Annotated in this window: 6 protein-coding genes; all 6 read right to left on the bottom strand. The window is 74.6% G+C overall.

Features of this window, described 5'->3' with window-relative positions:
• Positions 1-16 precede the first annotated feature (16 nt).
• Positions 17-1,384, bottom strand: coding sequence for a GNAT family N-acetyltransferase (locus HALOF300_RS13215; RefSeq protein ID WP_156741406.1), 1,368 nt, complete (start codon positions 1,382-1,384; stop codon positions 17-19).
• Positions 1,385-1,481: 97 nt separating this feature from the next.
• Positions 1,482-3,896: a transglutaminase-like domain-containing protein gene (locus HALOF300_RS13210; protein WP_156741405.1), complete on the bottom strand. Its 2,415-nt coding sequence runs from the start codon at positions 3,894-3,896 to the stop codon at positions 1,482-1,484.
• The gene (locus HALOF300_RS13205) at positions 3,893-5,047 is read right to left on the bottom strand and encodes a DUF58 domain-containing protein (protein WP_197522532.1); all 1,155 of its coding nucleotides are present in this window, start codon (positions 5,045-5,047) and stop codon (positions 3,893-3,895) included. Before HALOF300_RS13205 ends, HALOF300_RS13210 begins: the two co-directional genes overlap by 4 nt.
• 288 nt (positions 5,048-5,335) lie before the next feature.
• Positions 5,336-6,232, bottom strand: coding sequence for an AAA family ATPase (locus tag HALOF300_RS13200; RefSeq protein ID WP_156741403.1), 897 nt, complete (start codon positions 6,230-6,232; stop codon positions 5,336-5,338).
• Positions 6,229-9,552: a hypothetical protein gene (locus HALOF300_RS13195; RefSeq protein WP_156741402.1), complete on the bottom strand. Its 3,324-nt coding sequence runs from the start codon at positions 9,550-9,552 to the stop codon at positions 6,229-6,231. The genes HALOF300_RS13200 and HALOF300_RS13195 overlap by 4 nt, the downstream gene beginning before the upstream one ends.
• On the bottom strand, positions 9,549-13,997 hold the full coding sequence (locus tag HALOF300_RS13190) for an FtsK/SpoIIIE domain-containing protein (RefSeq protein ID WP_156741401.1): 4,449 nt from the start codon (positions 13,995-13,997) through the stop codon (positions 9,549-9,551). Before HALOF300_RS13190 ends, HALOF300_RS13195 begins: the two co-directional genes overlap by 4 nt.
• Positions 13,998-14,100 lie beyond the last annotated feature (103 nt).

The raw sequence follows: 14,100 nt of genomic DNA, 5'->3' as shown, positions 1-14,100 counted from the left end.
GCAGAGCGTGCGCGGCTCAATACCAGATGCTGAGGGTCGGCGGCTGGGCGGGGCGTAGGGCGGCATCGAGGGCGGCGACGGCGGCCGTATCCCCCGCGATCCGACCCGCCGCGAGCAGCCCGGTCAGGGGTGTGCCACCGAGGTAGGCCGCGGACAGCTCGGCGATGCCGAGATGCACGTCCGCGACGCCGGTCGCACCTGACTCCGCCAACGCACCCGAAGCGCCCGACTCCGCCGAAGCAGCCGACTCCCCCGGGCTCACGCGCGACACCTCGACCCCGCCATCGAGTGCGGTCCGCACCCGCCACGTCCCACTCGTCAGTCCGAGCGGGTCGGTGACCTCGAGCGTCACGTCCGCGGCGGCCGAGTACGTCCGTGCCTGGAGCGCCTGCGGAAGGTCCAGGATCCGCAGCCACCCGTGGTCGCGAATGGTCTGGACCGCGCCGCGCTCGTCCCGCACCAGCCAGCGCACCGGGTCGTCGGTCGGCCGCAAGGACGCCGTGACCTCCGCGACGAGCGCATGCTGCACCGCGTATCCCCACAGTGCGGCGGCAGCGTCCGGGGTCTCGGTGACGAGGGCGCCGATGTTGAGCCGGGACTGGGTGAATTCGCGCTCGTTCTCGATCACCCGATAGGCGAGGGCGCCGCGGACCTCGCCGTCGGCATCGACGTAGCGCACGCCGCGGGCGTGGTCGCCGTCCTTCACCGACGTCGACAAGCCCGCGGCCTGGCGCCACCGCCGGGGCCACGCCGCGATCTCCCCACCGCGCCGGGTACGCACCCGTTCGTGCACCCGTCCGAGGTCGCTCGCGAGCTGCTCCCGGGAGACGAACTCGACACGGCCGTCGACGTCGGGGCCGGCCCACCCGGCGCGGCGGGTGTCGATCGTCCAGGTGCTCATCGGGACGGCGGCGCCGAAGCCGTATCGGCCGTAGAGCGTCGTCTCGGTCACCGTGAGGCCTGCGATGGCGAGCCCGGCGTCGGCGGCGGCGCGGAGCTCGCCCTCGAGCATGGCCCGCGCGATCCCGCGGCCCCGGTGGGTACCGGCGACGGTGACGCCGCTGATGGCCCACATGTCGAGCTCGCCGCCGGGCACGCTCAGCGGGGTGACCCAGGAGTCGGTCGTCGCGACCGGCACCTGCGGCTGCGCGATGCCGGCGTCGAAGATGCCGATGTAGCGTCGACCCTCGGTCGGCTCGGACTCCTCGGCGACGGCCGCGCCGGTGATCTCCGGTCCGAGGAACCCGCGCGTCACGGCCTGCATCGCGTTCAGGAACGCGGCGCGGTCGGCGGTGTCGACGGTGCGGTAGTCGAGACCACGGGCGGCGAGACGCTCCTTCGAGGTCGGGTCGGCCGGGACGCTGGGTGCACTGAGTCGGATCACCCGGACAGCCTAGAACCCGCCTGATCCACCGGCACGCTCGCCGTCCTGGAACCGCCGCCCGCTGGGTGGCGAGCCGCTGGGGTGCTGCCGGCCACCGCTACCGGTCGGCCCTGCGGCCTCCGAACACCGCCGGCGAGACCCACCACACCGCGCGCCGCCACGCGCTCGCGCTCGCGCGCAGGTCACGCTCGACGGCGGTGGCCAGCTCCCAGTCGGACGTCGCCCCCGATAGCGCTCCGGCCGGGACCGACTGCCCGACGGCGGTGCTCGCCACCGCGCGTGGCTCCGGTCCGAACGCGGCTCGCTCGGCACGCTCGGCCAGCATCAGCGCGGTCGCGCCCCGGCCCTCCGGGGCCGCCGCGACCCCGCCCGACCCAAGGTCGCCACCGCCATCGCCCTCGAGACCGGACGATCCCCCCGAGACCGGACCTCCCAGGGTCCGGTCTCGCGCCGCATGTCCGGTCTCACCCGCGCCGGCCAGCACGCGCGCCGCGTCGGGAGCGGCGCTCGAGCGCGGCACCGGTCGCCCGGCGAGCACGGCGGCGTCGAGCACCTGCGCCCAGGCGCCCACGGCTCCGCCGGCCCGCCACCGGCGCCGGCGCACCGCGCGGGCCGTGGCCAGCCCGGCCACGGCCAACACCCCGAGCAGCGCCAGACCGGCGAGCAGGGTCAGGCCGGTGACGAGGTTCATTGCGGTTCGGCCGTCGGCGTCGTCACCGGGCTCGGCCACGTTCTCCTCGGTGTCCTGGTCGTCCTCGGCGCCGACGTCCTCCGGTCGATCGGGCTGGTCGTCGCTGGTCGGCGGTTCCGGGAGGTCGCCGGTGTCGGTGCTGGTGGCCGGGCTCGCGTCGAGGGCCACCCAGCCGGCGCGGGCGAAGTAGACCTCGGCCCACATGCGCGCGTCGTCGCCGGTCACCGTCACGGAACCGTCGGCGCCGGCCACCGCGTCGGTGAGGTCGAACCCGATCACCAGGCGGGTGGGCAGGCCCGCGGCGCGAGCGAGCACCGCGAAGGACGCGGCGAACTGCTCGGACGTGCCGACCTGGCCGCCGTCGGCCGCCGGCAGGAACAAGAACTCCTGGATGCGCCCGTAGGACGATCCCGAAGGTGCCCCCACGTCCAGGGTCCGCTCCCCCCGGACACCTTCGGCGATCGCGAGCGCCTGCTCCCAGCGGGAGGTCGTGCCCTGGATCAGCGCCGCCGACTCCTCGCGCAGCGACGCTGGGATCCGGGGCAACTCGAGGTACCGGGCGGCGACCTCGGCCATCGGCGTCCCGGCCCGGCCGATCTCGGTGTCGACGGGTGCGTCGACGAGTCCGTGGATCGTGACCGGGTCGTCGCCAAGGCCCTCGGGTGCCAGGAGCACGCCGGTGTCGGTGTCCATCAGCACGTCGGCGCCGGACACGGACTGCGCCATCCCGGCGGACGGCACCCACACGCCACCGAGCGCGGAGTCGGTGAGCACGTAGGCGACCTCCCGCTGCCGGGTGCCGGGATCCAGGTCGGGATCGTCGACGACCCCTACGGCACGGAGCCGGGCGTCGATCGTCCAGGCGGCGCCGTCGAAATCGGGCAGCGCGGCGATGGTGAGCCGTTCCGGCAGACTCGCGCCGTCCGGGCTCACGCTCAGCACCGGGGTGTCCGGCCGGGAGTTCCACAGGGACAGGGTGGGGATCGGGTTCGTCGCGGCCAGCGGAAGTTCCGGCGGCGGCACCAGCGTGCGCGGCTCGAAGGACCGCACGGTGGGTACCGCCACCGCGGTGAGGGCGAACGACGCGAGGATCAGGGCAGCGACCGCGGGCACCAGCAGGCCACGGCGCGCTGTGGCCGAGGTGGTCGTGGGCGCAGCAGCCGCCCCGGGCCCGCTTGCCGCGGTCGGCGCAGCCGCCCCGGCAGCCTCCGTGGCACCCACTCCGCCGACCCGGGCCGAGGCCCGCGCCTGCGAGGGCAGCAGCACCCAGCCGAGCAGCAGCACGACGGCGGTGGCCAGGGCGACCGCGCCGCTGGAGTCCCCGCGACCGGCGGTGAGCAGTCCACCCGCCACCTGCAGGGCCACGGCACCGACGAGCGGGGCCGCGGTCGCGCGGGCGCGCCCGACGGCCACCACGGCCACGCCGAGGGCGACGATCCAGACGAGCAGCGCCGTCGGCACCAGGTAGCCCACGTCCGCCGGTGCTGGGCGGGGCGCGGTGAGCAGCCGCGGCACCGAGTCGATCAACGGGCCGAGCACCCTCAGCGCCGGGCTGGCGCGCCACCCGGGCACCGCCTGGGACTCGGTGTCGACGCCGTCGAGCAGGATCAGTGCGGCGCTGACGGCGAGCACCGTGCCCGCCACGGCGACCCAGCCGCGGCCGATCCTGACGACCCTGCCGAGGCCAGCGACGCCGAACGGGACGATCGCACAGCCGATCAGCACCCCGATCGCGAGCGGCGCGGAGTACCCGGCGGCGAGCGGGAGGGTGGACAGCGCCACCACGAGCGCGGACCAGGCCGCGGTGACGAATCTGCTCATCGGGCCACCGCCGTCCGCCAGCCGTGCACGAGTTCCTCCGCGCGCGGGCCGCGCAGCACCAGCACGCCCTGCTGGGCGGAGACGAGCGCCTCGGGCCGCCGATCCACGACGAGCACCGCGCCCGACGGCGCTCCGGACGCCGTGAGCAGCAGGTCACCGAGGTCGCTGCGCGGTCCGGTGATCACCGCCAGCACATCCGGGGAGCCGGCGAACAGACCGGCGCTGTGCTCGCCGTCGCTTGTCTCGAGCCTGGCGAGGGCGCCGAGCACGTGCGGGTCGAGCCCGGCCGGACCGGTCGCGGGGGCAGGCGCCGGGAGCTGCTCGTCGAGGCCGGCGCTGAGGGTGACGATGCGGGCCGGGCTCTCGACCCCGGCGGCCGCGGCGAGCAGGCTGGCGGCGACGTCGACGGCGTCCTCGAAGTCCTCGCCGTCGGAGGCGACATACGAATCGGCCCGGTCGTCGAGGAGCACGGTCAGGTGCGGGGCCGAGGGGTCGGCGTCCTCGCGGACCATGAGGGTCGCGCGGCGGGCGCTGGTGGCCCAGTGCAGCCGGCGTAGGTCGTCACCGGCCACGTACTCGCGCAGCCCCACGAGGTCGGTGCCGCCGTGGGCGATCCGCTCGTCGGCGCCGATGTGCCCACGGCGGGCGCCGGCCGGGAGCCCGAGCGCGTCCAGGATCCGCGGCTCCACGAGCACCGAGGCGCTGTCCCCGTGCTCCTGGCCGACCTCGATCAGGTCCAGGAACGAGAACCGGTGCAGGGTCAGCGGACCGAAGTCGATCACGCCGCGGTGGGTCGTGGGGATCGGCACGTCGGTGCTGACGGTCGCACCGGGTGCCATCCGGGGAAGAACGAACGGGGTGCGCCGCCCCCCGACCAGGTCGTGCCCGGTGACCGACTGGGCCAGCCACGTGGACGCGTTCGTGACCTCGACCGTCGCCGAGCACTCCTCCAGGCGGGCCACCCGCGGCGGGCGCACCCGGCGTCGGATCCGCAGCGGCGCGGGGACCAGCACGGTCACGAGCGCACACATCAGCGCTACGGCGAGGACCGCGCCGAGCCCGACGAGGCCCGGATACCGGGCCCACAGCCCGAACCCGAGCAGCATCGCTGTCGAGATCAGGACGGCCCACCCGCGGCCGGTCAGCCTCATCGGACCGCCCCCGACCAGCGACGGCTCCGACGGGTCAGCCAGCCGGCCACCCCACTGCCCGGCCATCCCGCCGACCGATCATCCGCGAGCGTGCGATTGTGCGGCGGACAGCCCGCAAGCGCCGCAGAACCACACGCTCGACCGGAGCCCTCAGTCGCGAGCGTGCGATTGTGCGGCGGATCGGGCGAATGATCCGCGGAATCGCACCGCGGAGGAGGGCCGGTTGGGGAGGGAGCCCGACCGGGAGTTGGGGGCAGGGCCGGACCGGAACGGGTGGCCCGTTCCGCGTCATGCGGGCACCGGGCGGGGTGCGAGCACGGGACCAGCGAGGCGCTGCACGTCGCTCGGGACCACGAAGTGGCGGCCCTGCGCGGCGGCGTAGACCTGGGTGGCGGCCACGAGGCCACGCAGGGCCCGGGTGCTCGCCCCGAGCCGGAGCCGGGAGTCGGCGCGGGTGGCCGCCCCGATGGCGCGGATGTAGGTGAGGATCGGTTCGGCCACATGCAGGTGCCGCAGCTGGCGGGAGGCGGCGGCCACTGCCTCGGCGGTGGTGACCTCGGGGACCTCCTCGACCACGCCGGCGCGCGAGCCCGGCCGCAGCACGGCCAGCTCGTGCTCGACGTCGGGGTAGCCGAGCGTGATCCGCACCAGGAACCGGTCGAGCTGGGCCTCCGGGAGCCGGTAGGTGCCGTCCAGGTCGATCGGGTTCTGGGTGGCGATGACCACGAACGGGTCGGGCACCGTGTGTCCGATCCCGTCGACGGTGACGGTCCGCTCGGCCATCACCTCGAGCAGCGCGGACTGGGTCTTCGCGGCGGCCCGGTTGATCTCGTCGGCGAGCAGCACGTTCGTGAACACCGGGCCGGGGCGGAAGCTGATCTGGCCGGTGCCGGGCTCGAACACAGACGTTCCGGTGACGTCGGCCGGGAGCAGGTCCGGCGTGAACTGGATCCGCCGGGAGGAGCCGCCGAGCGCCGCGGCGATCGCCCGGGCCAGAGTGGTCTTGCCGGTGCCGGGGACGTCCTCGAGGAGCACGTGCCCGCCCGCGAACAGGGACACGGTGGCCAGCTCGATGACCGGCCGCTTGCCCTGTAGGGCGACGGACACGGCGTCGACCACCGCATCGTGCAACAGGCGGAACCGGGCGACGTCGGCCTCGGTGGGGGCCAGGGGGTTCTCAGTCATCGGGGCTCGTCTCCGGTCGGGTCGGATCGATCAGGGTCGACGGCGGTCGCTGGCACCGTGGGCGTGCTCGCTCTGGCCGGGGCGGGATGGATGCCGGTCATGCTGGTGACGGCCGCACCGGTGACCGGGAGGCCGGCCAGGCGGCGCTGGGTGCGCAGCAGACCGGCAGCACCGAGCAGGCCGAAGCCGGCGGCGAAGACGGGTGGGCTGGGCACCTCGGGCGGCGCCCAGGGAATCGGCGTGACCTCGACCACGGGGTCGTCGTCCACGTAAGGATTCGACTTCGGTTGGTAGCAGACCCCTCGGTCGTTGCACCAGTACTGGTCGTCGCGGCCGAGGATGAACGTCGAGTACGTCGCTGACACCGCGCCGTTGCTGTTCGCTACCAGGTAGGCCGTCGCATCGCCGCCAGCGTGCACGTTCCGCACCGAGTAATAGGTGGCGTTGCATGCGACGTCGTAGGTTCCCCTCAACACGCCCCCCAGGACCAGGCGACAACCTGCGGGGTCGCTCGCCCAGTGCGACGGAGGGTTGAGGCCGATCGAGACCTGCGCGTCCTCATTCGCGCTCGCGTTGGAGATCCCCGAAACAACCGCATCCCCGTTCCGTGGCGCGGTGGGCGGCGGCGCGGGCACGCTCGCGGACCCCGACGACGCGGGTCCGGTGCCGATCGCGTTCGACGGGGTGACGCTCACGTCCAGGGTGCCGCCGGCGGCACACGGTGACGCACCGGAGCAGTTGATCGTGAGCGCGGTCGAGGTGCCCGTCGTGGTGAGCGAGCCGCCGGTGTAGGTGACCGTGTAGGTCACCGCGGCGCCGTTCGCGGGGGCGGCGGACCAGGACACGTTCGCCTGCACCTGGGAGCCGTTGTTCGTCACGCCGCTGATCGACGGCGTGCCCGGGGCTCCGGGTGCCCCCGCCACGGTCACGGCGTTGCTCGCCGCGGACGTGGCGCTCGTGTCGTCCAGCTGGGTGGTGACGGTGAACGTGTACGTCCCAGGCGCCAAGGTCAGGGTCGCGGACGTCCCGGTCACGGACGTCGCGGCGCCGCCGTTCGGCGAGACCCGGTACTCGTCCGCGCCGGAGCTGGCAGCCGTCCAGGACACCGTCACGGTGTTGTCGCCGTTCAGGGTCGCGCCGACGTTCGACGGGGCGGTCGCCTCCACCGTGGGCGGCGGAGTCGTCGGGCAGTCGGCAGTGCGTGCGCTCGCGGTCGCCTGACCGGTCTGCCCACCGTCGTGGTTCGCGGTGATCGTGAACGTCAGCGTGCGGCCGCAGGTCAGGCCGGACAGGTCCACGGACGCCGCGCCGGCGGCGACCATCTGGCTGGCCGCGCCGTCGGAGCTCGTGACGCGGTAGTCGTTCGGCGCGACCGCGGGCGCGGTCCAGCTGACCCGGACGCTGTCGTCGGCGCGCAGGGCCGCGCTCGCCCCAGTCGGGGCCAGGTCGGCCGGGTCCACCGCGCACACCGCGGTCGTCGCCGTGCCGCTCGCTGCGCCGGTGATGCCGCCGTCGTGGTACGCGGTCACGGTGATGGTGACGCTGCGCCCGCAGGTCAGCCCGGTCAGGTCGACCGTGGTGGCGTCGGCGGCGAGCGTCTGGTTCGCGGTGCCGTCCGAGCTCGTCACTCGGATCTCGTTCGCCAGCTCGACGGGGGCCGTCCAGGTGACCCGCACGCTCTCGTCGGCGCGAAGTGCCGCCTGCACGTCCGTGGGCGCCAGGTCGGCCGGGTTCACTCCGGTCACGCAGTCGGCGGTGCGGATCCCGGTGGAGCCGACGCCGGTGCTGCCGCCGGAGTGGGTCGCGGTCACGGTGAGGGTGATCATCGAGCCACAGGACAGGCCGGGCACCTCGACGGATGTGGCGCCGGGCGCGACCGCCCGGTCTGCGACACCGTCCGAGCTGGTCACCCGGACCGACTCGGGCGTGGTCACCGGCGGCGTCCAGGTGAGCGTCACCGTGCCGTCGGCCCGCAGTTGTGCGGCGAGGCCGGAGGGCGCCAGGTCGGCGTCGTTCCCGTTGCTGCCGTTCCCGCCGTCGGTCGGATCACTGGTCGGATCGGGGTCGGGCGTGGCCGGCGGCGGCACGTTGACCGGCGGGTTGTTCACCGGCGGGTTGTTCACCGGCGGAGTCGTCACGGGCAGCGTGGGTCTCGCGGGCGGGGGACGGTCCACGGCCTGGACCGGGACCTCGGCCGCGGCGACGTCGACCATCTGGGTGGACCCGTCGGGCTGGACCACCACGATCCGGCCGTCGGCCGGGGTGCTCACGTAGAGCCGCCCGTCGTCGACCACCAGGGTCGGGTCGCCACCACCGGGAACCACGATGTCCGCCCCGGCCCGGGCGCCGGCCGAGTCCAGAACGATGACCCGGCCGTTGCCCAGGCACGGCACGTACACCTTGGCCGCGAACACGGCCGGGCTGCCAGGCCGCTCACAACCGAGACCGCCGACATCCACGTTCAGGATCCGCCCGTCGGTGAGCAGGAACACCCGGCCGGCCTCCTCCGCCGAGGCCGGGACCAGGTCGGCCGGCGCGTAGTCCGCCTCGGCGACGGTGCCCTCCAAGGCCGCGACGCTGACCGCGAGATCCCGCCCGGCGCCGACCTGCACCACAGAGCCCTGGTCGGGAGCGAACACGGTCACCCCGGCCGCGTGCGGCACCAGCCGGGACTGCGGGCCCGCCCCGGCGACCGGCCGGGACGTCGACGTGACGAACTCGGCCGCGTCCGGGGAGTAGTCGAGCTCGGTCAGAGTGCCGCCGGTGCCGATGATCCAGACCGACCCCTCGTCGTCGATCACGGCGTCGGCGAGGTCATCGGTGCGGAAGGGTCGGCCCAGATCGCGCAGGGTGAGCGGGTCCACGGCCCGGACGGTGCCGGGCTCGAGGTCGACCAGGACCACCTGGCCTCCCCCGACGAGCACTTCTGTCTCGGGGTCCACGCCGCGGGCGCCGCTGGCAACGAGGCTGGCCAGGTCGACGGCGGTGATCATCCCGGTGGTCAGGTCGGTGACGATGAGCTGCCCGTCCCGCTGGGAGACCTCAAGCTCGCTGCCGGGTTCGCCGATGATCAGGCGCCGCTCGGGCTGACCCGTCGCCGGATTGATCTGCACCACGCGGCCGTCGTCGTCGGCCAACCAGGTCTGCCCGTCGGACATGTCGATCAGCGCGGCGGCCACCCCGTTGCCGACGACGGCGCCCACCACTAGCAGGCCGCCGGCCGCGGCCACGCCGGCCTCCACGAAGCCGCGGTCACGGCCGCGGCCCGCGGTGCGCGAGCGCCACCAGGTCATCGGACTGCGCTTGCTCCGTGCCATCATCGGGCCCCCTCCACCGAGGCCGATACTAATTGGAGAACGTGCGACGATCCGCCGTTCACGAGGAGCCCTCGACCGGCGCCGGTCAGCGGCTCGTGGCTGTTCATCGGGATCTGCGCCGCCACCAGCGACCCGTCGCCCATCTCCGGGGACAGCAGTACCGCACGGCGTGAGCGTCGCAGCAGGGCGATCACGCCCGGGATGTGCTGGCGGGAGCGGGCGTCGTCCGGGTCCGCAACGCCGACGACGGCGGTGCTTCCGCCCGGCATGGACGTCAGGTGGGCGGCGAGCGCCTCGAGCGCACGCCGTTCGGGGCCGTTGGCCTCCCAGGCGCGCTCCCACTCGTGCAGGTCGTCCAGCAGCAGGAGGGTCCAGTCGTCGTCCGTGGCGCCGTCTGCGCGGATGCCGCCACCCTCCACCCAGGCGAGCAGTTCCTCGGGAGTGGCCAGGACGTCGTCGGACACCTCCGCGGCGGACAGCGTGCCGCCAGGCACCGCCACGACAGCCTGGGCGCGCGGCCCGGCGAACACGATCCGCACCGGCGGGGCGCTCGAGCGGCGGGCGAGCTGCGCCACCCCGAGCAACGCGCTGGTGCGGCCGGATCGGGACCGGCCGGTGATCAGCAGCGGCGCCGCCCGCAGGGCCAGGTTGACCGGGGCCACGAAGCTCTCCTCGGCGCCGAGGCAGAGCTCGTCGGCCGTGGGCGCGGGCAGGAGGTGCTGCGGCAGCCGGGTCGGCAGCACCGGCACGGCGGCCGGCGGCTCGCCGGCGTACCGCTCGGCCACCACGGCCATCAGCTCGTCCAGGCGCTGCGCCTGCAGTGGGGTCCCGGCGCCGCCGAGGGTCGCGATCTGGACCTCGTCCTTACCGGACAGTGCCCGCCCGGCCGGGGATTCGCCGTCGAGCACATTTGCGGGGACCCCGAGCATGGCGTAGTCGTCGGTGACGGTCATCCGCATCACGAGACGCTGCCCGAAGGCGGCCTGCAACTGGCTCGGCAGCCCGGTGCGCTGCGGTGCGGTCGCGGTGATGTGCACGCCGGCGCGGCGTCCCTCCTGGAGGATGGTGAGCAGCTGCTCGCCATGCTGGCGCCGGGCCGCGCCGCCGCCCTCGAGGGAGTCCATCACGGCCGGCAGGTTGTCGATGAGCAGGTGGATGCGCTGCAGGTCCACCCCGGTCGCGGCGAGCGCGGCCAGGTCCGCGACCCCGCGCGAGGCCAGCGCGGCGTTGCGCTCGGTGACGGTGCGGTGCAGCATCCTGATCAGCCGCAGCATCCGCTCGAGCTGCTGCTCCACGACCACGGAGCCGACCGAGTCGAGCCGCTCCAGGACGGTGAGTCCGCCACCGCCGGCGTCGATGCCGTAGACGCAGTCGGCGACGGCCGCCGTGCCGGAGTTGCCTTGGCTGCCGGCGGTGACGGAGGCGGCCAGGGTGCGCAGCAGCTCGGTCTTGCCGGCGCCGGAGGACCCGAACACGAGCAGGTGCCCGGAACGGGCGTAGTCCACCACGAACGGGACCTGGGACTGCTGCGCGGGGCGGTCCACCATGCCGAGGATCACCTGGCCGGTGGCCTGCACGGCGCGGACCACGTCGCTCGCGCCGCCGGCCACGAGGGCCTCGTCGCGGGCGCCGGCGCCGAGGGCGAGCTCGCCGGGCGCGGTGCACACCATCGGCAGCTCGGGTGCGATCGGCGGGATCCACGGCTTCTTCGGGGCCGGTCGGCCGGTACGCAGGAATGCGGTGGTGGCGGTGGCCACGATCCGCTCCAGGTCGGTGCTCGGGTGCATCCGGGTGCCACCGGAGCGGGCCGGGCCGGGCAGGTCGCGGGCCGTGAACGGGGCCACCCGAACGGCGTCGCCGACCTCGTGCAGCTCCTCGTGGGCGCCCACGAACGCCACCTGGACGAGCTCGCGAGTGCCGTGGCCGGTGCGCCGTAGCCAGGCCCGGCCGGGGGTGCGCCGGGACAGGTGCGCGGCGTCCGGGGCGTCGATCACGTCGGTGGAGTCGTCCGGCGAGGCCACCCGCAGCGCGATCCGAAGGTCCGTGTTCGCCTTGATCTGCGGGGTGACCACACCGGCGGGGCGCTGGGTGGCGAGCAGCATGTGCATGCCGAGGGACCGGCCACGCTGGGCGATCGAGACCATTCCGTCCACGAACTCGGGCACCTCGGCGAGCAGGGCTGCGAACTCGTCGACGCAGATGAGCATGCTCGGCGGCGCCGCCTCAGGGTGGCTGCGCTCGAGGGCGATCAGGTCCTTCGCGCCGTAGGTGGCGAGCAGGTGCTCGCGGGCGGTGAGCTCGGCGTGCAGGGAGGTCAGGGCCCGCTGCACCAGGGCCGGGGTGAGGTCGGTGATGTAGCCGACCGAGTGCGGCAGCTGCGCGCACTCGCGGAACGCGGCGCCACCCTTGTAGTCCACGAGCAGGAACGTGATCCGCGACGGTGGGTTGTTGATCGCGAGCGAGGCGATCAGGGACTGCAGCAGCTCGCTCTTGCCGGCGCCGGTGGTGCCCGCGACCAGTCCGTGCGGGCCGTCCTCGCGCAGGTCGATGGAGATGACGCCGTCGCCGCCGGTGCCGAGCTGGGCACGCAGCCCGGTGCTCGCCGCCCAGCGCTCGATGAGGCGCTCCACGTCGTCGGGATCCACGAGGTCGCCGGTGAGCCCCGGCAGCCGGACCTGCTGCGGCAGCATCGACTCGGCGGCCACCACCGCGGCCTCGTCCTTGTACCCGGACAGCGCCCGCGCGGCCCGCCAGGCCGTGGTCAGGTCGAGGGCGTCGCGGTGGGTGAGCTCCTCGACGCCACCGCGGGCGGCGCGCTGCAGCGTCGAGCTGGTCAGGTCGACGGCCAGGTCGGTCGCGGCCGGCACCTCGGTGAGGCTCGCCCCCATCCAGATCAGGTGCAGTCGGCGCTCCGGGTCCTGCGCGACCCCGGCCACCGCCTCGACGAGGCGGCGGGAGACCTGCGCGCCGCCGTCGACCAGAAGAACGGTGTGCAGGCCTGCCGGTTCGGCGACGGCTAGTTCCTCGAGCAGGCGCTGCCCGTCGCCGGCGCCGACGCTGACGCACGCGGTGCCGCCGGCGAGCGGGGCGGCGTGCGGCAGCCAGCGCAGCCAGGACTCCACGTGCGAGCGGTCGGCGCCGAGCACCGCGGCCAAGCGCACCTCGTTCGGGGAGTGGGTCACCGCAAGGCGCACGACGGCGGCGCGCACCCAGGCGTCGACGTCCGCCGTCGCTCCGACGACCGCCGTCAGCGCCGCCTGCGCGAGCGGGACCGGGACCGGCTGCTCGGGCAGGGTGGCGCGGTCGTTGATCGCCGCGGCGGCCTCAGCGCGCAGCACCCGGTCGCCCTGGGTGCCCGGCAGCTTCGCGGTGACCAGGGCCGGGCGCGGGCCGCGGCCGGCGCGGACGGTGAGGAAGTCGGCATCCTCGCGCTGGCGGGTCCAGAGCCGATGGTCGCGGGAGGTGGCCCGGGCCAGGACGACGTCGAGCTCGGGCTCGTCGTCGGCGGCCTGCTCCGCCTGCGAGCGTGCCGCGGTGTCCATCAGGGTGAGGATCCCGTCGACCTCCTCGCGCCAGATCGCGGCCTGCTCGGCGTGCTCGCGGCGGGCGGTGCGCACCTGCATGAGGTAGTTGACGCCCATCATCGTGGGGAATCCGAGCATGAAGATCAGGGAGAACGGGTTGCGCATCAGCGCGAACATGGCGCCACCCATGAGCATCGGCAGGAGCATCATCGGCCAGGGGACCTGGATCTTGCGGACCTGCGCCGGGGCCACCGGGATCCCATGCTCGAGCGCCTCGACCCGCACCCCGAACCGGGGCGAGCGGAGTACGCCACGTTCGCCCCCGCCGTCGGGCCCCGCGTCGGTGCCGGATCGGCCCGCCTGCCGGATCACCAGCACCGAGGATCCGACCGTGATCTGCTCGCCCCAGGCGAGCGCCTGCGGCCGGTTCACGGCCCGCCCGGCCACGCGGGTGCCGTGCGCGGAGCCCTGGTCGACGACGACGGGGGTGTCGGTGAGCAGGATCTGGGCGTGGTGGCGGCTGACCAGCGGGTCGTTGAGGTGGACGGCGGCATCGGCGGAGCGGCCGATCGTGGCGACCTCGCCGGTGATCGGGATCTGCGTGCCCGCGTCGGGGCCGGCGACCACGTGCACGACGGCGCGGGCGGTGCCGGTCCGGCCGGGGCGGGTCAGCCACTCGGCCGGGACCGAGGCGACCTCGAGGATGTCGCCGTCGCGCAGCGGCGCCTGGGACAGCGGAGTGTCGGCGGACCAGGGTCGTCCGCCGGTCGTCGGGGCCAGCAGCAGCTGACCGGCGCCGCCACCGAGGTGTGTGCCCAGGCTCGCAGCGAGGTCGCCGACCTTGCCGCCGGCGTCCGCGGTGACCACCACGTCGACCGGGGAGAGCCTGCTCTCCGCACTCGGTCGCACACTCACTCGCCACACGGCGGGCTCCTCATCACTGGCCGGATCTGTCCTGCCGATGACGCTATGAGTGCCTGCGACCGCGGTCCAGGCACGGTGGGGTGGAAACTTCCGCCGCGTGCTG

It is taken from the genome of Occultella aeris, from assembly GCF_902703175.1.
Taxonomy (GTDB): Bacteria; Actinomycetota; Actinomycetes; order Actinomycetales; family Beutenbergiaceae; genus Occultella; species Occultella aeris.
The sequence above is the reverse complement of the archived record's forward strand: the minus strand, read 5'-3'. Positions and strand labels throughout refer to the sequence as shown.